Annotated in this window: 27 protein-coding genes; 19 read left to right on the forward strand and 8 right to left on the reverse strand. The window is 64.6% G+C overall.

The features are described 5' to 3' along the window. The first annotated feature begins 213 nt into the window (after positions 1-213). The 6 genes from GGD63_RS29990 (at position 214) to GGD63_RS30015 (ending at position 6057) form a co-directional block, all read left to right on the forward strand. Positions 214-453 carry a hypothetical protein gene (locus tag GGD63_RS29990; RefSeq protein ID WP_027571757.1) on the forward strand — a complete coding sequence of 80 codons (240 nt, stop codon included), beginning with the start codon at positions 214-216 and terminating at the stop codon, positions 451-453. Positions 454-681: 228 nt separating this feature from the next. Further along, positions 682-3081, forward strand: a complete 2400-nt coding sequence (locus GGD63_RS29995) for a TonB-dependent siderophore receptor (protein WP_183247512.1) — start codon at positions 682-684, stop codon at positions 3079-3081. A gap of 2 nt (positions 3082-3083) precedes the next feature. Further along, positions 3084-3773, forward strand: a complete 690-nt coding sequence (locus GGD63_RS30000; RefSeq protein ID WP_183247338.1) for a Fe2+-dependent dioxygenase — start codon at positions 3084-3086, stop codon at positions 3771-3773. Continuing rightward, entirely contained in the window at positions 3770-4747 is a 978-nt protein-coding gene (exbB, locus tag GGD63_RS30005; RefSeq protein WP_183247340.1) for a tonB-system energizer ExbB, read from the forward strand. Before GGD63_RS30000 ends, exbB begins: the two co-directional genes overlap by 4 nt. Positions 4748-4750: 3 nt before the next feature. Next, positions 4751-5215, forward strand: coding sequence for a TonB system transport protein ExbD (exbD, locus tag GGD63_RS30010; protein WP_183247342.1), 465 nt, complete (start codon positions 4751-4753; stop codon positions 5213-5215). 8 nt (positions 5216-5223) lie between these two features. Continuing rightward, a complete protein-coding gene (locus GGD63_RS30015) occupies positions 5224-6057 on the forward strand; it encodes a TonB family protein (protein WP_183247344.1) in 834 nt (277 codons plus the stop codon). On the opposite strand, the gene GGD63_RS30020 is transcribed toward GGD63_RS30015, so the two are convergent. From GGD63_RS30020 to GGD63_RS30030, 3 genes are all read right to left on the reverse strand, one after another. Continuing rightward, positions 6045-6467: a hypothetical protein gene (locus tag GGD63_RS30020; RefSeq protein WP_183247514.1), complete on the reverse strand. Its 423-nt coding sequence runs from the start codon at positions 6465-6467 to the stop codon at positions 6045-6047. The genes GGD63_RS30015 and GGD63_RS30020 overlap by 13 nt on opposite strands. Before the next feature lie 62 nt (positions 6468-6529). Further along, positions 6530-7210, reverse strand: a complete 681-nt coding sequence (locus tag GGD63_RS30025; protein WP_183247346.1) for a site-2 protease family protein — start codon at positions 7208-7210, stop codon at positions 6530-6532. A gap of 77 nt (positions 7211-7287) precedes the next feature. Beyond that, complete coding sequence (locus GGD63_RS30030; RefSeq protein WP_183247347.1) at positions 7288-8151, reverse strand: LysR family transcriptional regulator; 864 nt, start codon at positions 8149-8151, stop codon at positions 7288-7290. Between the two features lie 89 nt (positions 8152-8240). Between GGD63_RS30030 and GGD63_RS30035 the strand changes: the two genes are divergently transcribed. Continuing rightward, positions 8241-9149, forward strand: coding sequence for a DMT family transporter (locus GGD63_RS30035; RefSeq protein ID WP_183247349.1), 909 nt, complete (start codon positions 8241-8243; stop codon positions 9147-9149). Positions 9150-9151: 2 nt separating this feature from the next. Here the strand turns inward: GGD63_RS30035 and GGD63_RS30040 are convergent, their stop codons facing one another. The 5 genes from GGD63_RS30040 to GGD63_RS30060 form a co-directional block, all read right to left on the reverse strand. Then, positions 9152-9544: a GFA family protein gene (locus GGD63_RS30040; protein ID WP_183247352.1), complete on the reverse strand. Its 393-nt coding sequence runs from the start codon at positions 9542-9544 to the stop codon at positions 9152-9154. Between the two features lie 7 nt (positions 9545-9551). Continuing rightward, the gene (locus GGD63_RS30045) at positions 9552-10298 is read right to left on the reverse strand and encodes an SDR family NAD(P)-dependent oxidoreductase (RefSeq protein ID WP_183247355.1); all 747 of its coding nucleotides are present in this window, start codon (positions 10296-10298) and stop codon (positions 9552-9554) included. Positions 10299-10422: 124 nt separating this feature from the next. Then, entirely contained in the window at positions 10423-11154 is a 732-nt protein-coding gene (locus GGD63_RS30050; RefSeq protein ID WP_183247357.1) for an SDR family oxidoreductase, read from the reverse strand. A gap of 157 nt (positions 11155-11311) precedes the next feature. Continuing rightward, positions 11312-13138, reverse strand: coding sequence for an IlvD/Edd family dehydratase (locus GGD63_RS30055; protein ID WP_183247361.1), 1827 nt, complete (start codon positions 13136-13138; stop codon positions 11312-11314). A gap of 138 nt (positions 13139-13276) precedes the next feature. Then, positions 13277-14377 (reverse strand): LacI family DNA-binding transcriptional regulator, encoded by a 1101-nt coding sequence (locus GGD63_RS30060; RefSeq protein WP_183247363.1) that lies wholly within the window; start codon positions 14375-14377, stop codon positions 13277-13279. Positions 14378-14581: 204 nt separating this feature from the next. Between GGD63_RS30060 and GGD63_RS30065 the strand changes: the two genes are divergently transcribed. From GGD63_RS30065 to GGD63_RS30120, 12 genes are all read left to right on the forward strand, one after another. After that, positions 14582-15649 carry an ABC transporter ATP-binding protein gene (locus tag GGD63_RS30065; RefSeq protein ID WP_183247365.1) on the forward strand — a complete coding sequence of 356 codons (1068 nt, stop codon included), beginning with the start codon at positions 14582-14584 and terminating at the stop codon, positions 15647-15649. A 52-nt stretch (positions 15650-15701) separates the two neighbouring features. After that, positions 15702-17021: an ABC transporter substrate-binding protein gene (locus GGD63_RS30070; protein WP_183247367.1), complete on the forward strand. Its 1320-nt coding sequence runs from the start codon at positions 15702-15704 to the stop codon at positions 17019-17021. A 100-nt stretch (positions 17022-17121) separates the two neighbouring features. Next, the gene (locus tag GGD63_RS30075) at positions 17122-18039 is read left to right on the forward strand and encodes a carbohydrate ABC transporter permease (RefSeq protein ID WP_409334104.1); all 918 of its coding nucleotides are present in this window, start codon (positions 17122-17124) and stop codon (positions 18037-18039) included. Beyond that, positions 18032-18958 carry a carbohydrate ABC transporter permease gene (locus tag GGD63_RS30080; RefSeq protein WP_183247371.1) on the forward strand — a complete coding sequence of 309 codons (927 nt, stop codon included), beginning with the start codon at positions 18032-18034 and terminating at the stop codon, positions 18956-18958. Before GGD63_RS30075 ends, GGD63_RS30080 begins: the two co-directional genes overlap by 8 nt. 65 nt (positions 18959-19023) lie before the next feature. Next, positions 19024-20010 (forward strand): D-erythronate dehydrogenase, encoded by a 987-nt coding sequence (denD, locus tag GGD63_RS30085; RefSeq protein WP_183247373.1) that lies wholly within the window; start codon positions 19024-19026, stop codon positions 20008-20010. A gap of 29 nt (positions 20011-20039) precedes the next feature. Beyond that, positions 20040-21020, forward strand: a complete 981-nt coding sequence (locus tag GGD63_RS30090; protein WP_183247375.1) for a sugar kinase — start codon at positions 20040-20042, stop codon at positions 21018-21020. Positions 21021-21045: 25 nt separating this feature from the next. Then, a complete protein-coding gene (eda, locus tag GGD63_RS30095) occupies positions 21046-21696 on the forward strand; it encodes a bifunctional 4-hydroxy-2-oxoglutarate aldolase/2-dehydro-3-deoxy-phosphogluconate aldolase (protein WP_183247376.1) in 651 nt (216 codons plus the stop codon). 60 nt (positions 21697-21756) lie between these two features. Next, positions 21757-22926, forward strand: a complete 1170-nt coding sequence (locus GGD63_RS30100) for an acetyl-CoA acetyltransferase (RefSeq protein ID WP_183247377.1) — start codon at positions 21757-21759, stop codon at positions 22924-22926. Positions 22927-23125: 199 nt separating this feature from the next. Then, positions 23126-23332, forward strand: a complete 207-nt coding sequence (locus GGD63_RS30105) for a hypothetical protein (protein ID WP_183247379.1) — start codon at positions 23126-23128, stop codon at positions 23330-23332. A 126-nt stretch (positions 23333-23458) separates the two neighbouring features. After that, complete coding sequence (locus GGD63_RS30110; protein ID WP_183247381.1) at positions 23459-24658, forward strand: CaiB/BaiF CoA-transferase family protein; 1200 nt, start codon at positions 23459-23461, stop codon at positions 24656-24658. Positions 24659-24807: 149 nt separating this feature from the next. Beyond that, the gene (locus tag GGD63_RS30115; protein ID WP_183247384.1) at positions 24808-25944 is read left to right on the forward strand and encodes a thiolase family protein; all 1137 of its coding nucleotides are present in this window, start codon (positions 24808-24810) and stop codon (positions 25942-25944) included. Then, positions 25941-26300 carry a Zn-ribbon domain-containing OB-fold protein gene (locus GGD63_RS30120; protein ID WP_183247386.1) on the forward strand — a complete coding sequence of 120 codons (360 nt, stop codon included), beginning with the start codon at positions 25941-25943 and terminating at the stop codon, positions 26298-26300. Before GGD63_RS30115 ends, GGD63_RS30120 begins: the two co-directional genes overlap by 4 nt. Positions 26301-26558 lie beyond the last annotated feature (258 nt).

A 26558-nucleotide genomic window follows, 5' to 3' on the forward strand; every position in this document is an offset into this window, starting at 1 on the left:
CTCTCTGGCGCGCCGGTGTGCAGTGCTGCATTTTCCCATCGCAAGCGACCGGCGAGTAAAAATAAGGCAATGCTCGCGGGGGATGTGGCGAGGCTGGCGAAGCACCTTCGTCTGCGCAGTTTGCAAGAACGGTTCTAAATCGCGCAGGTCCCGTTTCGGTTGTCAGGAAAATCCGCATCGTCCATATCGGCGCCGCCACAAAGGGAGCGCAGGATGGACGAATTGAACGGCAAGCTGATCGCCTGCCAGATTCTGATCACGGGATTGATTGCACGCGTTGCCAACGAGCAGCGCGATCCCTTGCGCTTCCTCACTGACTTCCGCGACGAGATCAAAGCCGTGGTCAATGGCGTCAACATCGCCGGCATGGACAGCACAGATCGTGTGCGTGCCGTCGCGCAGAAGACCGTCGACGAATTGTTCTCGCTGATGAAGCCGCCGAGCAGCGATTGATGGTGTGAGCATCGCCGCCATTCCGGCGGCATTTTTCGCGAACGCTTTAGAACGAGTCCAATCTATTTTTAGAACCGTTTCAAACTTCGGTTTAGAATCGTTTTGATCTGGACTTATTCAAAGGCTCTCGCGGCTTGCCCGCATTGACCCACTATTTTGCCGCCGATACCAACAGTCTCGATTGCTCATCGAAGTGAATGAGCGAGCATGAAGATGGGGCGTGTTGTAATGGGGCAGGTGGTCGCACCGAAGTCGTTGCGTTCGGTCGCAGCATTCGATCCGGTGGATGAAAAGTTCTCGGGGATTTCTGGCAAGAAGGTTTCGGCGGTCGCGAGCCTGATCGCGGCGGCGTCGGTCTCGAGCGGCGCAGAGGCGCAGCAGTCGAACCTGCCGCCGGTGACGGTCGATGCTCCGGTGCAGCGGCCGCGTCCGACGGCCTCGAAGCCGACACCCGATCAGGTCCGCGCGCGCAACGCGCTTCGCCGCGCCGCGCAGCGGCAGCAGGCGGCGCAGCAGGCTGCTCCCGCGGCGCCGGCCGGCGAAGTGGACCGCAATCCCTATTCTGATCCGGCCGAGCCCTACAAGGTCGACCACGTCCAGGCTTCGGGCAAGTTTCCCGAGAAGATGCTGAACACGCCCAAGTCCATCACGGTGCTCAGCAAGGAAGTGCTCGAGGACAAGAACGCCACGACGCTGAAGGAGATCGGGCGCTCGACCGCCGGCGTGACGCTCGGCTCGGGCGAGGGCGGCAACGCGTTCGGTGACCGCTTCTTCATCCGCGGCTTCGACGCGCGCAACGACGTCTTCATCGACGGCATTCGCGATCCCGCGGTCTCCATCCGCGAGAACTTCTTCACCGAGCAGATCGAGATCCTGCGCGGTCCGGCCTCGTCCTATGCCGGCCGCGGCACCGCCGGCGGCGCCATCAACATCGTCACCAAGCAGGCAGGCGACGTCAACTTCAAGCGCATGGATACCGAGTTCGGCACCGACCGGACCAAGCGCGTCACGCTCGACGTCAACCAGGTCATCGACCCGACCTTCTCGGTGCGCACCGGCGGTCTGTTCCAGGACGCCAACGTCGCCGGACGCGACTACGTGACCGACAATCGCTGGGGCACCTTCATCTCGACCAAGTACACCCCGACCAACGACATCAAGATCACGACGAACTACGTTCACACCGACCTCAGCGGCTATCCCGATTTCGGCGTGCCTTATTACAAGCAGGGCAACGTGCCGGTGACGTCGGCGGGCATTCCGCGTGGCAACTGGTACGGCTTCCTCAACCGCGACTTCCAGACCGCGCGGCAGGATTTCGGCACCGGCACGATCGAGTACAAGGTCAACGAGGCCATCACGCTGACCAGCAAGGTGCGCGGCGAGCACTCGCTGCTCAACTACATCGGCACGCTGCCGCAGAACCCGAACACGACCAGCCCCAATCCGCTGCTCTGGACCACGACGGCGAGCGCGCAGAGCCGTTACCAGAACGTCGATGTATGGGCCAACCAGAACGAGGCCACGTTCAAGCTCGACACCGGCGGGGTCAAGCACACTGCGGTGTTCGGCGTCGAATATTCGAACGAGAACATCTCGATCGACCGTTATGCCGGCCTCGCGTCCGAACTGTCCGGCTCCGCCTTCACGAGCTCCGGCGCCGTGACGGGGGTCAATCTCTATGCCCCGCAATACACCAACATTCCGTTCGGCATTCCCTCGCTGCTCGGAAACCCGACGCGCTACGGCGTCAACACCAGCAGCGTGTATGTCATGGACACCGCGAACTGGCAGGACACGATCATCGTGAACGGCGGCGTGCGCTACGACGGCTACAGCCAGAGTGCGTCGAACAATTCGAGCTTCGTGAAGCAGAACGCCGATCTCGTGAACTACAATGTCGGCCTGGTCTACAAGCCGATGTCGATCGGCAGCGTCTATGCAGCCTATGCGACCTCGGCCAATCCGTTCGGTTCGGAGCTTGACGCGACCGGCACCGATTACGGCGGCGTTCCCCCCAACTCGACCCTCTTGCTCGGGCCCGAGCGCAACAAGGCGATCGAGCTCGGCACCAAATGGGAGCTCGCCGACCGCCACCTGCTGGTGACCGGCGCGCTGTTCCAGACCACCAAGGACAACGCGCGCGAGACCGTCAACGGCCTGCTGACCTCGGGCGCTGCCTACAGGATTCAGGGCATCGACATCGAAGCCGAGGGTAAGATCACCGATCGCTGGAGCATCTTCGGCGGCCTGGTGCTGATGCAGTCCAAGGTCACGCAGAGCGGCGTTGCCTCGAATCTCGGCCTCCAGCTTGCCAACATCGCCCACCAGTCGTTCAGCATGCTGACCAAGTACAAGTTCGACGACGGCTGGGAGCTTGGCGGCCAGGCGGTCTATCGCTCCAAGGTCTATGGCGGCACCTTCGCGGCCAATACCAACGAGCTGCCGAGCTATTGGCGTTTCGATGCGTTCGTCGAAAAGAAGATCGACCAGAACTGGACCATGAAGTTCTACGCGCAGAACCTGACCAACAAGCTCTATTACGACTCGTTCTACCGCAGCAACGTACCGTTCGTGGCGGTCGCACCGGGCCGGGCCTTCTACCTCGTGACCACGGCGAAGTTCTGATCATGTTGACGTGCCTGCCCGGCATTCTGAGCAAAGATGATGTGGCGGATTTCCGCCGCATCATGGACGCCAGCGCGTGGGAAGACGGCCGCTCCACCGCGGGCGCACAGTCGGCCATGGTCAAGCGCAACGAGCAATTGCCGCCGGACAGCGAGGTCGCGCGCAAGCTCGGCAACCGCATCATCTCGGCGCTGACGTCGAACCCGCGCTTCATCGCGGCGGCAGTTCCGCTCCAGATCTTCCCGCCGTTGTTCAACCGCTATGCGGCCGATAGCGGCCACCATTTCGGCCTGCATGTCGACAATGCGATCCGCGGCGACCGTCTGACCGGCCTTCGCATCCGCACAGACCTGTCGGTGACGCTGTTCCTCGCCGAGCCGGAGGACTACGACGGTGGCGAACTTGTGATCGAGGACACCTACGGTTCGCACGAAGTCAAGTTGCCAGCCGGCGACTGCGTGCTCTATCCCTCGACCAGCCTCCACCTGGTCACGCCGGTGACGAGGGGGGTGCGGGTTGCGTCTTTCTTCTGGCTTCAGAGCATGGTACGGGACGATCAAGCCCGGAGCATGATCTTTGACCTCGACACCGCGATACAGGCGCTGGTGGAACGGCTCGGGCGTGACGATCCCGAAACGGTCAAATTGACGGGTATCTATCACAACCTCATTCGCTACTGGGCCGAAGTATGAAGACCACAACGTTCCAAGCCAGCCTTGCGGCAGCCGTCCTTCTGGCGGCCGCCTGGCTCGTATCGCCTGTTTCTGCCCAGACACAAACCCAGCCGGCCGCGCCGGCGCCGGCCCAGTCGAAGGCTCAGCCGGCCGCGCCCGCTCCGGCGGCGGCGCCATCGGCAACCGCGCCTGCGCCCGTTACCGCTCCCGTGGCGGCGCCTGCGGCTCCCTCGGCCGCCGCGGCTCCCACGGCTTCCGCACCGACGGCTGCGAAGTCCGAGGCTGTATCCGTGGCCCCGGCCATGAAGGAATTGTCGCCCTGGGTGATGTTCATGTCGGCGGACGTCATCGTGAAGGCGGTGATGATCGGGCTCGCCTTTGCATCGCTCATGACCTGGACGGTCCTGATCGCGAAGTCGATCGAGCTGTCGGTCGCCTCGGCGAAGCTTCGTTCGGCGCTGAAGAAGATCGCGGAGGCGCGCTCGCTCGCCGAAGCCCAGATGGCGCTCGGCGCCAAGGAGGGCATCCTGCCGTCGTTCCTGGCGGCGGCGCTGCGCGAGGCGCGGATGTCGGCCGGCCTGTCCAGCGATGCCGGCATCAAGGAGCGCGCAGCCTCGAGCTTCCAGGAGATCGTGCGCGCGGAGGCGCGGCGCATCCGCATCGGCATGGGCGTGCTCGCGACGGTCGGCTCCACATCCCCCTTCGTCGGCCTGTTCGGCACGGTCTGGGGCATCATGAACAGCTTCATCGGCATCTCGAAGTCGCAGACCACGAACCTCGCCGTGGTCGCGCCCGGCATCGCCGAGGCGCTGCTCGCCACTGCGATCGGCCTCGTCGCCGCCATTCCCGCCGTCATCATCTATAATCACTTCTCGCGCGTGACGAAGAGCTATCTCGAGCTGGTCAGCCGTGCCTCGGGCGCGGCGGCCCGGCTGCTCTCGCGCGATCTCGACCGCAGCCACGGCAGCGTGCATTCGCGCGCAGCGGAGTGAACCATGGCCGTCTCGCTCGCAGACAATGATGACGACGACGATTTCTCGGAAACGCATGACATCAACGTCACGCCGTTCATCGACGTCATCCTGGTGCTGCTGATCATCTTCATGGTCGCAGCGCCGCTCTCGACGGTCGATCTGCCGATCGACCTGCCGACCTCGAGCGCGACGCCGCAGAAGAAGCCGGACAAGCCGACCTATCTCAGCATCAAGCGCGATCTGACGCTGGCGATCGGAGAGGACTCCGTGCACCGCGCCGATTTGATCGCCACGCTCGATTCAATGTCCGACATGAGCAAGGACAAATACGTCTTCCTGCGCGCGGATCGCTCCGTGCCCTATGGTGAGCTGATGGGCGTCATGGAGCTGTTGCGCTCCGGCGGCTACTCACGGGTCAAGCTGGTTGCGCTGGAAGGTCCGGCCGGGCAGGCGGGACCGGCCGCCGCGGGCACGGCGCAGCCATAGGGATCGCCATGTCCAGCGCCGAGCACGAACCCAGACCATCCCGGAGGCTGTGGATCCTGGCCGCCATCGCGGCGGTCGCGCTCCATGTCGGTGGGGCCGCGCTCGCGCTCGCAAACCTGCAGGCCGATGACGGTGACGAAGGGCTGGGGGCTGCGGGAGCGGAGTTCGCAGTCGAGATGACGTCGCCGCCGGCGCGCGAGACCGATATGCCGCCTGGGCCGACGGACTCCGACGAGCAGGAAGAGCGCCCGGCGTTGCCCGAGCAAAAGGCCGAGGTCAAGGAGACGGATCTTCCCCAGGACCGGCCGCAACAGGTCGAGGAGGCCGACCGGATCGTCACCGAGAACAAGCCGAAGAAGGAGCAGGACGACGATCCGAAGCTGGCCGCGGTCGAAACGCCGGCCATGGAAGCATCGCAGAAGTCGGTCGCCATGGAGCGGCAAACCTTCGAGGACGCCACGCGCGAGGCCGAGAAGGCCATGGCGCCGGTGCTCGGGATCGGCAAGGACCTCCTGAAGCTGACGGCCGACTGGAACCGGAAGATCAGCGCGCACCTTTCGGCGCACAAGGTCAATCCGGAGGGCAAGGAGCCCAATAATCAGACTGTAAAGGTGAGCTTCGCGCTCAATCGAAGAGGGAACGTGATCTCGGTTGACGTGGTGGAGTCGTCTGGAGATGCGGCTTACGATGCCGCCGCGATCTCCATGGTCCACAAATCAGATCCGTTCCCGACGCCGCCTGCCGCGCTGATCGAGGATCGGATCGAACGCATCGTTCCCATCATCTTCAAGCCGGCGGACGAAAAGAAAAAGAAGAAGTCGGCTCAGGCTCAGCGCCAGTAATACCGGATCCCGACATAGACCACCACCAGGCAGGCGAAGATCAGCGCCACCGGGAGGGGCCGTTTCTGGGTTCCCGCGGCCGTGCCAGCCCCGAAAAAGTTGGTCGTCTTCGGTTTCGGTGCCGGGCGTCGGAAGGCGGTAACATTGTCCGCCGCCGGCTCGGCATGGCGGGGGCGGACATCGGGCGGAGTTCCGCCGCCGCCCATCTCGGCATAATAGGCCCTGTAGATCGCACCGATGGTGGCCTCGGTGGCCTCGCCCTCGCTCATCTGGGCCAGCAGGTTCTTGTAGCTGCTGAGGAACTCCTGGGCTTCCGGTGGCAGCGCGGACGCCCCGTTGAGCTTGGCCATCATCTTCCAGGTGGCGAAATCGGCGCGGGCACGGGTGTCGGCGCGTCGCGCGATCAGCATATCGGCAGCTTTGACCAAGTCGGCCTCTGGCCCTTCGGCGTGTCTTCGGGTGTTCTGTTCAACTACGCATTGCCGGTCAGGAAGAGAACAGCCTGAATCACATAACCGGTCAACGTTCCCAGTATTGCTGAAATAACATCAAGATTTAGACCGAACTGCGAGCCCGCCAGCGGCAGCAGGATCAAGAGGCCGATCAGGATCAGCATACCGAATGGCTCGAGCCGGGCCAGCGGCAACGCGAGGGGGCGGGGCAGCAGCCCGACCGCGACGCGGCCGCCGTCGAGCGGCGGAATCGGCATCATGTTGAAGACGGCCAGGATCGCGTTGATGACCAGCGCATTGTTGAGGTTGTCGAGGATCCATTGCTCCGCCCCCGCCGGTGCGAAGGGCACCGCACGCCGGGCAAGGGCCGCCGCCAGCGCCAGCAGGATGTTGGTCGCGGGCCCGGCCAGCGCCACCCAGACCATGTCGAGCCTGGGGTTGTTGAGCTTGCGGAAATTCACCGGCACCGGCTTGGCATAGCCGAACAGAAACGGCGAATGCGCAAACAGCAGCATCGCCGGCAGGATCACGGTGCCGAAGGGATCGATGTGCTTGATAGGATTGAAGCTGACGCGACCCAGCTGCCAGGCCGTGTTGTCGCCGAGACGGTGCGCGACGAAGGCGTGCGCGGCTTCGTGGAAGGTGATGGCGAGCACCAGTGGTAGCACCCATACCGAAAGGTCATAGAAGGAAATGTTCACAAGCTCATCCGTTCCGGTTCGGTCCGCGCGTTTCGCAAAGCAGGCCGTATAGGGCCACAACCTTTCGCGATCTACCGTTATATGGCGCCCAATTCCGAAATTGCCCGTTGCAAATGATCCGCCAGACGAGAGCCTGCGGACGACAGGTCGCGCGCGCGGTGGAGGCGGATCTCCGCCGCCGGCAACGGCGGCATGCCGTCACGATCGGACAGCGCGCGAAGGCTCGATGGCAAGGTCCCGGCCTTCACCACTGTCACTGCAAGACCTTGAGCCGCGATCGTCTCGACCGCTGCGAGCGTCCAGCTGACATAGGCGAGGCGCCAGGGCAGGCCCGCGGTGTCGAGCGCCTCCGCAGCCCATTGGCGAAACAGACAGCCCCGCGGATAGAGCGCCATGGGGAGGGGACGCCGCGCCGCGGCCCGATAGGACGAGGCGGCCGCCCAGACCGCCTGCTCGCGCCTCAATAGCTCGCCGTCGCCGCATCCTTGCGGATGCATGGCGATGACGAGATCGTAGGCATCGCCGAGCCGCGCCGGCATCGTCGCGGTCAGTCCCGTCTCGATCTCGACCCGGACCAGTGGATAGTGCTTGGCGAAGCTCGCCAGCAGGGGCGGAATGATGATGGTGCCGTAGTCGTCCATCACGCCGAGGCGCACCACGGCGTCAGCCTTGCGTGCGCGGACCGCCCCGACCGCCTCCGCATTGAGCGCGAGAAGGCGCCGCGCATAGGCGCGCAACTCTTCGCCCGTCGCGGTCGGCACGACGCCAGCCCTGGTGCGCTGAAACAGCTTGGTGCCGAGCCGCTCCTCCAGCTGCCTGATCTGGACGCTCACCGCCGACTGCGTGCGATTGAGCGCATGGGCCGCGCGCGTGAACGAACGATGCTCGTCGACCGCGAGAAAGGCCTTCAGCAGGTCGGGATCGAGAACAGGTGCGCTCATGACGAAAGCTTATCCTGGCATGACGGAAATTCCATTCCCTGTTTCGGCGCGCCTCCTATGCTGCTTTCAAGGCATCAACGGGAGCAAGCATGGGCGAGATCTCCGGCGTTCTGGCGGCCGTGTTGTCGAGCGGCCTCGGCGGGACTTCGATCGGCGCCACGCGCTACCTCGTGAACAGCATCGATCCGCTGGCGATCGGCTCGTTCCGGTTCGGCATCGGCTTTCTCCTGCTGCTGCCGCTGACTCTGCTGCGCGGCGATCGCTGGCCGGGGCGAGGCGACTGGGCCGCCGCAATCGGACTCGGCATCCTGTTCTTTGCGCTGTTCCCGATCCTGTTCAACGCGTCACTGATCTTCACGACCGCCGCGCGCGGCGCGCTCGCTCTGTCGACGCTTCCTCTGTTGTCGCTGGTGATCGGGGCCGCCCTCGGCGCCGAAGCCCTGACCTGGCGCAAGTCGATCGGTGTCGTGATCGCGACGTCTGGCGTTGCGGTCGCGCTGCTCTCCGACCTCGCCTCGGCGCCGTCAGGCGCCTGGCGCGGCGATCTCCTGATGATGGCGGCGGCGCTGTGCATGGCGCTCTACGGCATCTGGTCGAAGCCGCTGATCCGGCGCTCCGGTCCGATCGCGTTCACGACCATGAGCATGGCGGCGGGAGCGGCGTGCCTCATCCTGCTCTCCTATGCCCGCGGCAGCTTTGCGCCGGTCGCCGGCTTCGGCACGCCGCAATGGCTGGCGGGCTCTTACCTCGGCGCGTTCGGCGCGGCGCTGACCTTCTATCTCTGGGCCTTCGCGCTGGAGCGCACGACACCGACGCGGGTCGCGATCTCGGTGACGGTCAATCCGATCACGGCCTCGCTGGTTGGCGCCTGGCTGCTGCACGAACCGCTACGCTGGAATCTCGCAGCCGGCATCGTCGCGGTGTTCGCCGGGATCTGGATCGCGACGACGAGCGGGCGCACTCAGCCGGCAAGTGCGCCTGCGTCAGGTCAGGCCTGATGTCAGGCCGGGATCGTCCCCTGATATTGCACCAGACCGTCATCGAGCTTCACCCAGGCGAGCTTCTCGCTCACCCAGATGTGCTCGGTCGGCGCAAAGGCGTTGCGGTCGTCGAAGGTCGTGAGCGAAACACCCGCCAGCGTGCCGTTGCGTCGCCAGGCGAACAGCCGCGTGCCGCAGCGCTTGCAGAACACACGGTCGATGTTTTCGGACGACGCGTAGCGAGCGGTCTCGCCCTCGACGGTGAGCGCGCGTTGATCGAATTGCGCGCGGGCAAAATAGGGCGATCCCATCGCCTTCTGGCAGATGCGGCAATGGCAGATGCGGACGTTGAGCGGCTCGCCCTCCGCCTTGAACCGCACCGCGCCGCACAGGCATCCACCTTCTCGGATCATGACCGCCTCAATAGGTTGCACGTCCGCCAGAGATGTCGAACACGGCGCCGGTGGAGAAGCCGCAGTCCGCCGAGGCAAGCCAGGCCACCATCGCGGCGAGCTCTTCGACCAGCACGAAGCGGCCCTTCGGGATTTTCGACAGCATGAAGTCGATATGCTGCTGCGTCATCTGGTCGAAGATCGCGGTCTTGGCCGCGGCCGGCGTCACTGCGTTGACGAGGATGTCGTGCGCGGCGAGCTCTTTGCCGAGCGACTTTGTCAGCGCGATCAGGCCGGCCTTGGACGCCGAATAGTGCGCCGCGTTCGGATTGCCTTCCTTGCCGGCGATCGAGGCGATGTTCACGATGCGACCGTATTTCTGCTTGAGCATTGCGGGCACGATCGCCTTGCTCACGATGAAGGGGCCGTCGAGGTTGATGCGCAGAACCTTGCGCCATTCCTCCAGATCAGTCTCCCAGACCGGCTTGTTGACGCCGGCGATGCCGGCATTGTTGACGAGGATGTCGATCTTGCCGAAGGCGGCCAGCGTCGCGTCGCGCGCCTGCTCGACGGCCGCGGTGTCGGTGACGTCGACCTTGAAGACCTTCGTCTCGCCGCCGATCTCCTTTGCGGCTTTCTCAGCCAGCGCGGCATCGAAATCCCAGATCGCGACCTTCGCGCCTGATGCAACGAAGCGCTCGGTGATCGCGCGGCCAAAGCCCTGCGCGCCGCCGGTGACGACAGCGACGCGGCCGTTGAGGTCGATCTTGTTCATCGAGAAATCCCCTTATCTATCCCTCATGGTGAGGAGCGCGCACTTGGCGCGCGTCTCGAACCATAGAGCCCGTGGCCCATCCCTCGAGACGGCGCTGTCGCGCCTCCTCGGGATGAGGAGTTGATCAGAGCATGTAGCCGCCGTCGACGACGAGGTCGACGCCGGTGGTGAAGGCGCTCTCGTCGCTGCCGAGATAGACCGCCATGGATGCGATCTCCTCGGCGGTGCCGAGCCGGCCCATCTTCTGGCGGGAGATGAACATCTCCTTGCCCTGCGGCCCTTGCGCGGCTGCGCGGTCGAGCATCGAGGGCGTCTCGACCGTGCCGGGGCAGATCGAGTTGCAGCGGATGCCCTTGGTGATGAAGTCGAGCGCGACCGCGCGCGACAGCAGCGACACCGCCGCCTTCGACGAGCTGTAGACGTAGCGGTTGGCCGGCGGCCTCAAGGCCGCGCAAGACGAGATATTGACGATGCTGCCGCCGCCGCCCGCAATCATGTCGGGCAGGAAGGCCCTGATGGTCCGGTGCATCGACTTGACGTTGAGGTCGAACGAAAAATCAAAGTCCTCTTCCGAGCACTCCAGGATGGTGCCGTGGTGCACGAAGCCGGCCGCATTGAGCAGGATGTCGATCTTGCCGACGCGCTTGGCAAAGGCGTTGACGTCGGCGGTGTTGCGAACGTCGAGCTTGGCGACCTCGGCGATGCCTTCCTTGGTCAGGCCCGCGATGCCGGCCTCGTTGATGTCGGTGGCGATCACTGTTGCGCCTTCGCGCGCGAACGCGATGGCGCAAGCGCGCCCGATGCCTGCTGCCGCAGCCGTGACGACGGCGCGCTTGCCCTTGAGGCGGTCTGCCATTTTTCTCTCCTCTGAATTTTCTGTCGTCATTCCGGGGCGCGCCTCTTGGCGCGAACTACGGTGCGCAATTGCGCACCTGAGAATCCATCGGGCCACAGCGGCGGTGGATCAATGGATTCCGGGCTCGCGACTGCGTCGCGCCCCGGAATGACAGTTGTCAGTGATTATCCCGCGCCACACCAAAAGTGCCGGCGACGTTCTGGTAGCGCGTGGCGAGCTCCATGCAGGCGCCGGTCGATTGCTGGCCGACGGTGTTGCGGTAGATCTCCTGCCACGGCGTCTGGTTCGGCGGATGCTTGAAGCCGCCACTGGCCTTGAGCTCGGCATGGCGCTTCTTCAGCTCCTCGTCCGAGATCAGGATGTTGGCGCTGCCCTTGTTGAGGTCGATACGCACCTTGTCGCCGGTCTTGAGGACCGCAAGGCCCCCATTGGCGGCGGCTTCCGGCGAGGCGTTCAGGATCGACGGCGAGCCCGAGGTGCCGGACTGGCGGCCGTCGCCGATGCAGGGCAGGGACAGGATGCCGCGTTTGATCAGCGCCGCCGGCGGCTGCATGTTCACGACCTCGGCGCCGCCGGGATAGCCGATCGGCCCGGTGCCGCGGATGAACAGCACGCAGCGCTCGTCGATGTCGAGCGCGGGATCGTCGATCCGCTCGTGATAATCCTCCGGGCCCTCGAACACGATGGCGCGGCCCTCGAAGGCGTTGAGGTCCTTCGGGTTGCTCAGATAGCGATCGCGGAACTCCTTGGAGATCACGGAGGTCTTCATGATCGCGGAATCGAACAGATTGCCCTTCAGCACCAGGAAGCCGGCATCCTTCACCAGCGGCTTGTCGTAGGCCCAGATCACGTCGTTGTCGGGCTTGGGCGCATCCTTGCAGTTCTCGCCGATGCCGCGGCCGTTGACGGTGACGGCGTCCTCATGGATGCGCTTGTGCTTCATCAGCTCGCGCACGACCGCCGGCACGCCGCCGGCGCGGTGGAATTCCTCGCCGAGATAGAAGCCGGCCGGCTGCATGTTGACCAGCAGCGGCACGTCGTGACCGACCTTCTGCCAGTCGTCGATCGACAGCTCGACGCCGATGTGGCGGGCCAGCGCGTTGATGTGGATCGGCGCGTTGGTCGAGCCGCCGATCGCCGAGTTGATCACGATGCAGTTCTCGAACGCCTTGCGGGTCAGGATGTCCGAGGGCTTCAGGTCTTCCCAGACCATCTCGACGATGCGCTTGCCGGTCTCATAGGCGATCTGGCCGCGCTCGCGATAGGGGGCGGGGATCGCCGCGCAGCCCGGCAGCGAGAAGCCGAGCGCTTCGGCCAGCCCGTTCATGGTCGAGGCCGTGCCCATGGTGTTGCAATGGCCGACCGAAGGCGCCGAGGAGGCCACGATCTCCATGAACTCTTCATAGTCGATCTCGCCGGCGGCGAGCCGCTCGCGCGACTTCCAGACGATGGTGCCCGAGCCGGTGCGCTCGCCGTCGTGCCAGCCGTTCAGCATCGGGCCGCCCGACAGCACGATCGCGGGCAGGTTCACGGTCGCCGCCGCCATCATGCAGGCGGGCGTCGTCTTGTCGCAACCGGTGGTCAGCACCACCCCGTCGAGCGGATAGCCGTAGAGGATCTCGACCAGGCCGAGATAAGCGAGGTTGCGGTCGAGCGCGGCGGTCGGGCGCTTGCCGGTCTCCTGAATGGGGTGGGTCGGGAATTCCATCGCAATGCCGCCGGCCTCGCGGATGCCTTCGCGGACGCGGTGGGCGAGCTCGATATGGTGGCGGTTGCAGGGGGAGAGGTCGTTGCCGGTCTGGGCGATGCCGATGATCGGCTTGCCGGACTGCAACTCGGCCCGGGTGAGGCCGTAGTTCAAATAGCGCTCCATATAGAGCGCGGTCATGCCCGGATTATGCGGGTTGTTGAACCATTCCTGCGAGCGAAGGTGGCGGCGGGTGCCGTTGCCGGGCGCGTGCCCATTGGTTGGCTTTTTTGTCATTGTTGTTTTCTCCTGCAATGCAAACGCACTGGCGTCAGTCACCGGCGTAGATTTTGGGCTGTCGGCTTGTGCGATGCCCAACGGCGTGAGCAATGGTCTGCCTGCCCGTTGGCGGGTCGTTTCCTCACAAGTTCGATACTAGTCATGGCTGCTTGGTAACGCTACCATTTTGTTCGCTGCACCGCCGCCCGATACGGCTGGCCTGTTGTCCGAGTGCCGCGACGACGAGCTTTGCCGCTCGATCACCTTGAAGCCGAGGTCGAGCACCGGCTGCTCAGGGCGGCGTCCCTCGATCGCCTCGATCAGCATGGTGGCGGCCGTCTTGCCCATCTCGTAGCGGTTGGTGCGGATGCTGGTAAGGGTGGGGACGGCCGAGGCCATGAATTCGAGGTCATTGAAGCCGACGATCGCGATCTGCTCGGGGACGCCGATCTCGCGGCGGCGGCATTCGAACAACACGCCGAGCGCAAGGTCGTCATTGGCGCAGAACACCGCGTCGAGGTCGGGCTCGCGCGCCAACAGATCGGTGAACAGGGCGCCGCCGAGCGTCACCGAGGTCGGCGTCGCCGTCGTGACGACGAAGCGCTGCTCGAACAGGCCGGCGTCCTTCATGGCGGAGACATATCCGTCCAGCCGCCGCTGCACCCTGGGATCCATGCGCGCGCCGACGAAGCCGATCTTGCGGTGACCTTGCGCGAACAGGTGCGCGATCGCTGCGCGTGCTGCATCATAGTGGGAAAAGCCGATCATCATGTCGACCGGATTGGGCCCGATCTCCATGATCTGCACGATCGGGCAGTCGGCCGCCTCCAGCATCGCGCGCGATTCCGCGGTCTGGTCGATGCCGGTGACGATCAGTCCGGCCGGCTTCTGTGCCAGAAACAGGCGCAGCAGCTTCTCCTCCTGGAGAATACTGTAGCGTGTATTGGACAATTGGATCGAGTAACGGCTGCCTTCGGAGGCGTCATAGATGCCGCGCAGCACGTCGGAAAACACGTTGTTGGTGAGTGACGGAATCAAGACACCGATCACCTCGGTGCGCTGCGAGGCCAGTGCGCGTGCCGCAAGGTTCGGCACGTAGCCGAGCTCCTTGGCGGCGCTTTCGACCCGCGTCCGCTTGGCGACCGACAGCGCTTCGGGATTGCGGAAGAAACGGGACGCCGTAATCGGGCTCACGCCGGCAAGCTCGGCGACTTCCGCCAGCCGGATTTTGCCTGACTTGGTGCGTTTTCGACCCATTTGCTGCTCTTAACACAGTCACTGCCGCAAACAAAGGAACGTTGACAGCGCTACCAGCAACGACTAACCAAAGACAAATTGCCAAAGCCGCGCAAACTGCCGACAATGTCGCCTGCTAAGGGTGGGCTTCGTTCGGCGAAGTTCAGAAAAACAAGACGGTGGCGGCGCGAGGATTGCGCTGCCTGAGTCGGAGGAGGGAGCTAGATGTCGTCTGTGCAAATCCGCGACGTGCGGAAATCGTTCGGCCATTTTGAAGTCCTGCACGGCGTCACGATTCCGATCGAGGACGGCCAGTTCGTCGTTCTGGTTGGCCCCTCCGGCTGCGGCAAGTCGACGCTTCTGCGCATGCTCGCAGGCCTCGAGAACATCACCTCCGGCACGATCTCGATCGGCGACCGCGTCGTCAACAATGTCCAGCCCAAGGAGCGGGACATTGCGATGGTATTCCAGAACTACGCGCTCTATCCGCACATGACGGTCGCCGACAACATGGGCTTTTCGCTGAAGCTGCGGAATGCCGGCTCCGACGAGATCAACAAGCGCGTCAAGCGCGCCGCCGAGATCCTCGCGCTGTCGCCGCTGCTCGATCGCTATCCGCGCCAGCTCTCCGGCGGTCAGCGCCAGCGCGTCGCCATGGGCCGCGCCATCGTGCGCGATCCCCAGGTCTTCCTGTTCGACGAGCCCTTGTCGAACCTCGATGCCAAGCTGCGCGTCGCCATGCGCACCGAGATCAAGGAGCTGCACCAGCGGCTGAAGACGACCACCGTCTACGTCACCCACGACCAGATCGAGGCCATGACCATGGCCGACAAGATCGTCGTCATGCATGACGGCATCGTCGAGCAGATGGGCACGCCGCTCGAGCTCTACGACAAGCCGGAGAACCAGTTCGTCGCCGGCTTCATCGGCTCGCCCGCCATGAACTTCCTCAAGGGTCATGTGCGCGTCAACGGCGCTGCGACCTTCGAGGGACCGAACGGCGTCAAGCTGCCGCTCAAGACTGCGCCGACGGCCTCCGACGGCCGTCCCGCCGTCTACGGCGTGCGGCCCGAGCATTTCACCATCGCCGATGACGGCGCCGAGGCCGAGATCATCGTGGTCGAGCCGACCGGCTCGGAGACCCAGGTATTCGCCAAGCTCGGCGGCGAGCAGGTCGTGGCCGTCTTCCGCGAGCGTCACCAGTTCAATCCGGGCGACAAGGTGCGGCTGAAGCCCGACCCGTCGCTGGTCCATCTGTTCGACGATGCGACGGGCAAGCGCATGAACGCCTAGCGCATAAGACGACAAGGCATAAGACAACAAAAAGCATCACAGGGAGGACAACATGCAAGACTTTACCCGCCGGGCTCTGCTTCAAGGCGGAACGGCTCTGGCTGCGACCGGCATGCTGACCGGGCCGGCACTGTTCGACTTCGCCAGGGCCTGGGCACAGAGCGCGCCCTGGAAGGCGGAGCCGGGCGCCAAGCTGACCGTGATGCGGTGGAAGCGCTTCGTGCCGGCGGAAGACGATGCGTTCAACGCGATGGTGGCGGCATTCAAGGCGGCGACCGGCGTCGAAATGAACGTGTTCAGCGAGTCCTTCGAGGACGTGCAGCCGAAAGCATCCGTTGCGGCCAACACCGGCTCCGGCCTCGACGTCGCCTGGGGCCTGCACACGCTGCCGCAGCTGTTCCCCACCAAAGTCCTGAAAATGAACGACGTCGCCGACTACCTCGGCAAGAAATATGGCGGCTGGACGGACGCTGCAGCAAAGACTTGCAAGCTTGGCGATGACTGGTTGGGCATCCCTGTTGCGACCAACGGTGGTTACATGACCTACCGGAAGTCGGCGACCGACAAGGCGGGCTTCAAGGAGTTTCCGAAGGATTTCCCGAGCTTCCTGGAGATGTGCAAGGCGCTCAAGGCGAACAATACGCCGGCTGGCTACGCGCTCGGACACGCCAGCGGCGACGCCAACGCCTGGCTGCATTGGATCCTCTGGGGGCACGGCGCCTACACGGTCGACCAGAACGACAAGATCATCATCAATTCGCCTGAGACCGCGAAGGCACTGGAGTATTCCAAGGCGCTGTACGACACCTTCATCCCGGGCACGCCGTCCTGGAACGACTCCTCCAACAACAAGGCGTACCTGGCCGGTGAGCTCTATTGCACCCTCAACGGCATTTCGATCTATGTCGCCGCCAAGACCGACCCCACCAAGAAAGAACTGGCCGAGGACACCTATCACGCGCTGCATCCGGTCGGTCCGGTCGGCAAGCCGAGTGAGTTGCAGCTGGCATTTCCGATTCTCGCCTTCAACTTCACGAAATATCCGAATGCGGCAAAGGCCTTCATCGCCTTCATGCTGGAGAAAGAGAATTACGAGAAGTGGCTCGACGGCGCGCAGGGCTATCTGACCCAGACGCTCAATGCCTATGAATCGGCGCCGGTCTGGACCGCGGATCCCAAGAACACCGTGTTCTCGCTGGCTTCCAAGCGCACGCTGCCGGCCTCCGGCATCGGTACAGTCGGTGAGAAGGCGGCGACCGCGATCGCCGACTTCATCGTCGTCGACATGTTCGCCAACTACTGCACCGGTTCGAAGGACGCCAAGGGCGCGATGGTGGAAGCCGAACGGCAACTGAAGCGCATCTATCGCTGACGGTCACGGAGCGGGCGGCCATCCGGCCGCCCGCTCGTCAACATTTCGATCAAGGATATCGGGCATGGCTGATGTCGCAATTCCCCGGGCCAAGCCTCAGATGAGCGAGGCTAGCGCCTGGACCCAGCTCAAACACAATCGCAACTGGCTCGGCTTCTGGTTCATGGTGCCGGCCATGGCGTTCCTGATCTTCTTCCTGGCCTATCCGCTGGGGCTCGGCATCTGGCTGTCCTTCACGGACACCCGTATCGGCAGGGTCGGGCACTTCGTCGCCACCGAGAACTATGAGTGGTTGTGGGACGATTCGATCTTCTGGCTGTCGGTATTCAACACGCTGCTCTACACCTTTGTCGCCAGCGCCCTCAAATTCGCGATCGGACTCTATCTCGCGCTGCTGCTGAACGAGAACATGCCGTTCAAGGCGATGCTGCGCGCGATGGTCCTGATCCCCTTCATCGTGCCGACGGTGCTCTCTGCGCTGGCGTTCTGGTGGATCTTCGACTCGCAGTTCTCCATCATCTCCTGGTCGTTGAAGCATCTCGGCCTGATCAACCAGAACATCAACTTCCTCGGCGACACGACCTGGGCCCGCATTTGCGTGATCTTCGCCAATATCTGGCGCGGCGTGCCGTTCGTGGCGATCACGCTGCTGGCAGGCCTGCAGACGGTGTCGCCGTCGCTCTACGAGGCCGCAACGCTCGACGGCGCCACGCGCTGGCAGAATTTCCGGTACATCACCTATCCGCTGCTGACGCCGATCATCGCTGTCGTGATGACCTTCTCGGTGCTGTTCACCTTCACCGACTTCCAGCTGATCTGGGCCATGACCCGCGGCGGCCCGGTCAACGCCACCCATCTGATGGCGACCCTGTCGTATCAGCGCGCGATCATCGCCGGGCAGCTCGGCGAGGGGGCCGCGATCTCCAGTGCCATGATTCCGTTCCTGCTCGCTGCGATCATGGTGTCCTGGTTCGGCCTGCAGCGCCGCAAGTGGCAGCAGGGAGAGAGCAATGACTGACCTGCCCACCAGATCCATCGATCTCAAGAATGTGCTGTCGGGCTCGTCGCCTACGGCCGATCACAGCGAGGGCATGAGCTATCTGCAGTCGGTGCCACGCCGGATCGTGACGCTCTATCTGCCGCTCGCGATCATCGTCATCGTCCTGCTGTTCCCGTTCTACTGGATGGCGCTGACGTCGGTGAAGCCCGACGAGCAACTGCTCGATCTCGACAGGTACAATCCGTTCTGGACCTGGAGCCCGACGTTCAAGCACTTCCACAAGCTGCTGTTCGAGAGCTACTATCCGCACTGGCTCTGGAACACGATGTACGTGGCCGTCTGCGCGACGGTGCTCTCGATCTTCGCGAGCGTGCTGGCCGCCTATGCCATCGTGCGGTTGCGCTACAAGGGGGCCCATCTGGTCGGCGGGCTGATCTTCCTCGCCTATCTGGTGCCGCCGTCGATCCTGTTCATTCCGCTCGCCACCGTCGTGTTCCAGTACGGCCTGTTCGATTCGCCGCTGGCGCTGATCCTGACCTATCCGACCATCCTGATCCCGTTCTCGACCTGGCTGTTGATGGGCTATTTCAAGACCATCCCGTTCGAGCTCGAGGAATGCGCCCTGATCGACGGGGCGAGCCGCTGGCAGATTCTGATCAAGATCGTGCTGCCGCTCGCGATCCCCGGCCTGATCTCGGCCTTCATCTTTTGCTTCACGCTGTGCTGGAACGAGTTCATCTATGCGTTGACCTTCCTGCAATCGACCAGCAACAAGACGGTGCCGGTTGCGATCGTCAACGAGTTCGTGGATGGCGACATCTACCGCTGGGGTTCGCTGATGGCGGGTGCGCTGGCCGGCTCGCTGCCGCTCGTCATCCTTTACGCCTTCTTCGTGGAGCATTATGTGTCGGCGATGACCGGCGCCGTGAAGGAATGATCGCGGGGCTTGCCGAGGGTGCGCCAGGAGCGGCGCGTTCCGGCCAATAAGAAGGAGTTGAGCTCTTGCACATTCTGGTTCTCGGCGCCGCCGGCATGGTCGGCCGCAAATTCTGTGAACGGCTGTTGCGCGACGGCCGGCTCGGCAAGAGCGACATCACGAAACTCACCATGCACGACGTGGTTGAGCCGAAGAAGCCGGAGAAGGCCGGCTTCCCGGTCGAGACCGTCTCGGGTGATTTCGCAGTCCCGGGCGCGGCCGAGAAGCTGATCGCAGGTCGTCCGGATGCGATCTTCCATCTCGCCGCGATCGTCTCGGGCGAGGCCGAGCTCGATTTCGACAAGGGCTACCGCATCAATCTCGACGGCACGCGGATGCTGCTCGACGCCATCAGGCTCGTCGGCGGCGGCTACAAGCCGCGCGTGGTGTTCACGTCCTCGATCGCGGTGTTCGGCGCGCCGTTCCCGGATGCGATCGGCGACGAGTTCTTCCACACCCCGCTGCTCAGCTACGGCACCCAGAAGGCGATCGGCGAATTGCTGCTCGCCGACTATTCGCGCCGCGGCTTCCTCGACGGCATCGGCATCCGCCTGCCGACCATCTGCATCCGGCCCGGCCTGCCCAACAAGGCGGCGTCGGGCTTCTTCTCCAACATCCTGCGTGAGCCGCTGGCCGGCAAGGAAGCGGTGCTCCCGGTCTCCGAGGACGTCCGCCACTGGCACGCCACGCCGCGCTCCGCGGTCGGCTTCCTGCTCCACGCCGGCACCATGGACCTCGCCGCCGTCGGCCCGCGCCGCAACCTGACCATGCCGGGCCTGTCCGCCACCGTCGGCGAGCAGATCGCGGCGTTGAAGCGGGTTGCCGGCGAAAAGGTCGCCGCCCGCATCAAGCGCGAGCCCGATCCCTTCATCGTCGGCATCGTCGGCGGCTGGCCGCGCAATTTCGATGCAAAGCGCTCGCGCGAGCTCGGATTCACCACCGCCGAGAAGAATTTCGACGATATCATCCGCATTCACATCGAAGACGAGCTCGGCGGCAACTTCGTCGCCTGACCTAACCGATGAACAGCGTGGAAATGACGATGGCGAGCGTTGCTTGCATCGGCGAATGCATGGTCGAGCTCCGGCAGGCGCAAGGGGGCGCCTCTGCCGGACACGGGCATGGGCATGGCGGTGGCCTGTACTCGCGCGGCTTCGGTGGCGACACCCTCAACACGGCCGTGTATCTGGCGCGGCTCGACGTCAAGGTCGATTATCTCACCGCGCTCGGCGACGATGCCCTAAGCGATGAGATGATCGCGGCCTGGCATGCGGAGAGCGTCGGCACACGGCGCGTCGTTCGCTTGCCGGGCAAGCTGCCCGGCCTCTACATGATCCAGACCGATGCCAAGGGCGAGCGCCAGTTCTTCCACTGGCGCGACAGCGCGGCGGCGCGCCAGCTCATGAGCCTGCCGGAGACCGACGAGCTGCTCAACTCGCTGATGAGCTACGACGTCGTCTATCTCTCTGCGATCACACTCTCGATCTACGATGGGGCCGGGCGCGATCGTCTGTTCGCGGCGATTAAGCGCGCGCGCCTGCTCGGCACCCGCTTCGTGTTTGACACCAATTTTCGCGCACGCGGCTGGCCGGATCGCGACGTCGCCCGCGAGGTGTTCGTCGCGGCGTTTGCGGCCGCCGACATCGTGCTGACCTCGACCGAGGATTTGCTCGCGCTCTATCCCGGCGAAAGCCACGAGCAGCTGATGGCGCGCATCCCGAGCCCGGAGCTGGTGTTCCGCCTGGCCGAGCCGGTCAGCCTCTTGCGCTTCCCCGGCGGAACCCACGAGGTTCGCGCCGAGCCCATGACCAAGCCCGTGGTCGACACCACCGCCGCCGGCGACAGCTTCGCCGCCGCCTATATCGCCGCCCGGCTCGCCGGCTCGGAACCGGTCGAGGCCGCCCTGGCCGGACATCGCCTCGCCAGCCTCGTGATCTGCTATCCCGGCGCCATCATTCCGGGCTATGCCATGCCGCCGAAGAAGCGGCACCGGCCGGCGGCCTCTCGCCAGGCGACCAAGTAACAAGCGACCAAATGAATCGAGACCCATGACCACGTCTGCCCAACAGAACCACCTCGTCGCGCTGTTCAAGGCCGCGACCGTCATTCCCGTCCTCACCATCGAGCGTATCCAGGATGCCGTGCCGCTGGCGCGTGCGCTGGTGGCCGGCGGTGTCCGCACGCTGGAGGTGACCCTGCGCACCCCCGTTGCGATCGAGGCGGCGAGGGCGATGATGGCCGAAGTCCCCGAGGCGATCGTGGGCATCGGCACGATCCTCAATCCGGCCGACTTCACCCGTGTCGAGAAGCTCGGTGTCGCGTTCGGCATCAGCCCGGGCCTGACCCCCGATCTCCTCGAGGCCGCAGCCCACAGCTCCTTGCCGTTCGCGCCGGGCATTGCCACGGCATCCGAGCTGATGATGGCGCTGTCCTATGGCTTCGACGTCGCAAAGTTCTTCCCGGCCGAGCAGGCCGGCGGCATCAAGGGTCTGCGGGCGCTGGGCGGTCCGTTCCCGAACGTGCGGTTCTGCCCGACCGGCGGGGTCGGCGAGGCCAATGCGGCGACCTGGCTCGCCGAGCCGAACGTCGTGGCGGTCGGCGGCTCCTGGCTGTGCCCGACGGCGGAGATCAGGGCCGGGAACTGGGCCGGCATAACTGCCATCTGCCAGCGCACCCTCCAGGCCCTGAAAGCCGCGTGAAGTCTTGCCATCCCTGCGCTAAGACTTAGCTCAGGTGAAAGACCTCAGGGAGAAGAGACCATGACCGCCAGCATCGTCGGATGGGCGCATACGCCGTTCGGCAAGTTCGACACCGAAACCGTCGAAAGCCTCGTCACCCGCGTCGCCAATGAGGCGATGGCCGATGCCGGCATTTCGGCCTCCGACGTCGACGAGATTGTGCTCGGCCATTTCAATGCGGGCTTCTCGCCGCAGGATTTTACCGCCTCGCTGGTGCTCCAGGCCGACCCGAAGCTGCGTTTCAAGCCGGCGACCCGCGTCGAGAACGCCTGCGCCACGGGCTCCGCCGCGGTGCACCAGGGCCTGCGCGCGATTGCCGCAGGTGCGGCCAAAATCGTGCTGGTCGTCGGCGTCGAGCAGATGACGCGGACGCCGGGGCCGGAGATCGGCAAGAACCTGCTCAAGGCGTCCTATCTGCCTGAGGACGGCGACACCGTCGGCGGCTTCGCCGGCGTGTTCGGCAAGATCGCCAGCTCTTATTTCCAGAAATACGGCGACCAGTCCGATGCGCTGGCGCTGATCGCGGCCAAGAACCACAAGAACGGCGTCGCCAACCCCTTCGCACAGATGCGCAAGGATTTTGGCTTCGACTTCTGCCGCGCCGAGAGCGAGAAGAATCCTTACGTCGCCGGCCCCCTGAAGCGCACCGATTGCTCGCTGGTCTCCGACGGCGCCGCCGCCCTGGTGCTGGCCGATGCCGAGACCGCCAAGGGCATGAGCAAGTCGATCGGCTTCCGCGCCACCGCGCATGCCCAGGACTTCCTGCCGATGTCCAAGCGCGACATCCTGCAGTTCGAGGGCTGCACGGTCGCCTGGCAGCGCGCGCTGGAGCAGGCGGGCGTGACCCTGTCCGATCTCTCCTTCGTCGAGACCCATGACTGCTTCACCGTCGCCGAGCTGATCGAATACGAGGCGATGGGCCTGACGCCGAAGGGGCAGGGCGCCCGTGCCATCAAGGAAGGCTGGACCCTCAAGGACGGCAAGCTGCCGGTCAATCCGTCCGGCGGCCTCAAGGCAAAGGGCCATCCGATCGGCGCCACCGGCGTCTCCATGCATGTGATGACCGCAATGCAGCTGGCAGGGCAGGCGCCCGAGGGCATGCAGCTCAAGAATGCGAAACTCGGCGGCATCTTCAACATGGGCGGCGCGGCCGTCGCCAACTACGTCTCCGTCCTGGAGCCGCTGAAGTAGGGTCACGTCGGGTGGGTTAGCTGGCGGCTGCACGAAGTGCAGTCCGCGGCGTAACCCACCTCTTTTGTCTCCGCGGAGGCAGACAGTGGTGGGTTACGCCTTCGGCTAACCCACCCTACGCATTAGGTTCTTTGCGTTAGATCATGGTGGGCCCGCGCGGCCCCCTTAATGCTCTAATTGATTTTGCAGGGAATGCATCATGAGCACTGAATACGAAGATTCACTCTCGATGGACGCACTCAACGATCGCATCGCGATCCTCGAGGACAATATCCGCCAGCTCATCGAGCAGGCCGCCGCCGCTTCGGGCGAGCAGAATGAGTCGCGCATCGCCGACCGCATCAACCAGCAGAACGATGAGCTCGACCGTCTGATCAAGATCCGGGAATCCCGCCAGAAGAAATAGCAGCCGATATCGCCGCGCGGCGCATGCGGCCATACCCCGGCCGCCCTTGCGCGCGCGGCGCCACTGTCTTTAGCTGGACCGAAATCGCTGGGCCGCTTCCAGAGCCCGCGCAATCGGGAGCGAACGATGGGGCCGCTGAAGGGCATCAAGGTCATCGACATGACCACCGTGCTGATGGGACCCTATGCGACCCAGATGCTCGGCGACTACGGTGCTGACGTCATCAAGGTGGAATCGCTCGACGGTGACGTCACCCGCCTGATCGGCCCGATGCGCCATGCCGGTATGGGCCCGGTGTTCCTCAACACCAACCGCAGCAAGCGCTCGATTTGCCTCGATCTGAAGAAGTCCTCGGGCCGCGAGGCCGTGCTGCGGCTTCTGAAGGACGCCGACGTACTGGTCTACAACGTCCGCCCGCAGGCGATGGCGCGGCTGCAACTCGGCTATGACGTCGTCTCAAAAATCAATCCGCGCCTCGTCTATGCCGGCGTATTCGGCTTCGGCCAGGACGGGCCCTATGCCGCAAAACCCGCCTATGACGATCTGATCCAGGGCGCGACCGCGTTGCCGGCGCTGATGGCGCAGACCGGCGACGGCGTGCCGCGTTATGTGCCGAACGCGCTGGTCGACCGCATCGTCGGCCTCACCGCGGTCGGCGCGATCTGCGCTAGCCTCGTGCATCGCGACCGCACCGGGCGCGGCCAGCGTCTGGACATCCCGATGTTCGAGACCATGGCCGGCTTCGTCATGGGCGACCACATGGGCGGGCTCACTTACGAGCCGCCGCTCGACAAGGGCGGCTATGCCCGCCACCTCTCGCGCGACCGCAGGCCGTACAAGACCTCGGACGGCTATCTCAGCGTCATCGTCTACAACGACAAGCAGTGGGAGAATTTCTTCAAGGCGACAGGCCGCGACGACCTCCGCGCCGATGCGAGGTTCGCGACCTTCGCCGGTCGCGCCGCCAATATCGACGTCGTCTATGCCGAGCTCGCGCGCATTTTCGAGACGCGTACCACGGCGGACTGGATCGAGCTGCTCACCAGGGCCGATGTGCCGGTGATGCCGATGCATGACCTCGCCTCGATCCTGCACGACGAGCATCTGGAGGCGACCGGCTTCTTTCCGGTCGTGACGCATCCGACCGAAGGTCCGATCCGCAGCATGAAGGTGACCGCGACCTGGTCGGAGACCGAAGCCGAGCCGGTGCGGCTGGCGCCGCGGCTCAACGAGCACGGCGCGGAGATTTTGCGCGAGATCGGATACTCGGCCGATGAAATCGACGCCATGGTCCGCGACGGCGCCACGCGGTCGGCGCCGGAATAGGGAATGACGATGGCTCTCTCATCCGTCATTCCGGGGCGCGCCCGCCTGGGCGCGAGCCCGGAATCCATTCATCCTCCAGTGATGCCGCTCGATGGATTCCGGGTTCGGTCCTTCGGACCGCCCCGGAATGACGAGGAGGAGATGGCACCATGAGCTTCATCACCGGCGTCGGCCTCACGCCTTTCGGCAAGCACGAAGGCTCGGCCTCACTCGACCTGATGAGCAAGGCCGCGCAAGCCGCGCTCGACGATGCCGGGCTGAAGCGCCCCGAGATCGACGGCATCCTTTGCGGCTATTCCACGGTGTCGCCGCACATCATGCTCGCCACCGTGTTCGCCGAGCATTTTGGCATCCGCCCGTCCTACGCCCATGCCGTGCAGGTCGGCGGCGCCACGGGCCTGGCGATGACGATGCTCGCGCATCATCTCGTGGACGCCGGCGTCGCGCGTAACGTCCTCGTCGTTGCCGGCGAGAATCGCCTCACCGGGCAGAGCCGCGACGCCTCGATCCAGGCGCTGGCGCAGGTCGGCCATCCCGACTACGAGGTGCCGCTGGGCCCGACCATCCCGGCCTATTACGGCCTCGTCGCCAACAGGTACATGCACGAATACGGCGTGAGCGAAGAAGACCTCGCCGAATTCGCGGTGCTGATGCGCAGCCATGCCTGTACCCATCCCGGCGCGCAATTCCACGATCCCATCGAGGTCGCCGACGTCATGGCCTCGAAGCCGGTCGCCATGCCGCTCAAGCTGCTCGACTGCTGCCCGGTCTCCGATGGCGGGGCGGCCTTCGTCATCAGCCGCGAGCGAACCGGGGAGACGGGCGTCCGCATCCGCGGCTGTGCCCAGGCGCATACCCATCAGCATGTCACCGCCGCGCCCGCCCTCAGCGAGCTCGGCGCCGAGATCTCCATCGCGCGCGCCAGGGAAGCCACGGGCCTTGCGATCTCCGACGTGCGCTATGCCGCGATCTACGACAGTTTCACGATCACGCTCGCCATGCTGTTGGAAGACCTTGGCCTCGCCGGCCGCGGCGAGGCGGCCGCCCGCGTCCGCGCGGGCCATTTTGGCCGCGACGGCGCGATGCCGCTGAACACCCATGGCGGCCTGCTCAGCTACGGTCATTGCGGTGTCGGCGGCGCCATGGCGCATCTGGTCGAGGCGCATTTGCAGATGACGGGGCGGGCGGCTCACCGCCAGGTGCGCGACGCTTCGATTGCGCTGCTGCACGGCGACGGCGGCGTGCTGTCGTCCCATGTCAGCATGTTTCTGGAGCGGGTGCGATGAGCAAGCGTCTAGCGGACTGGACCAAGGGCGAAGAGGCCATCACCTACCAGACCTGCACCTCATGCGGCCATGTCCAGTATTTCCACCGCGCCTTCTGCGCGGCCTGCGGGGCGTCCGATCCGCGCGAGGCGCGCGCCAGCGGCAAGGGCAGCGTGTATTCGACTTCGCTGGTCTGCCGCGCCGCCACGCCCGAGACGCGCGCCCACGTGCCCTACAACATTCTGCTGGTCGATTGCGCCGAGGGTTTTCGCATGATGGCGCATGGTGACAACGGACTCGCCATCGGCGATTCGGTCGTCGCGAGCTTCAAGCCGTTCGCCGGAAAGCTCGTGCCGTACTTTGCCAGGAGCAAATAGTGGGATCCGTCATTCGGGGGCGGTCTGAGCGACCGAACCTGGAACGGGAATTCTGGGTCTGGCCTGCTAGGGCCGCGCTATGCGCGGTCCCGGGAGAGCCACCCCGGAATGACGAAAACTCCTAAAACGCTTAACTCAACGCCCGTAGAACAAGATGCTGGCGATGACGAGCATCGCCGTCACCGCCAGCATATGCGCGAGCGCTCCCGAGGCCGCCCCCTTGGTGGCTTCCTTCATGCCGTTTTCTCCCTAGACTTG

This window comes from Bradyrhizobium sp. cir1, from assembly GCF_014198245.1.
Taxonomy (GTDB): domain Bacteria; phylum Pseudomonadota; class Alphaproteobacteria; order Rhizobiales; family Xanthobacteraceae; genus Bradyrhizobium.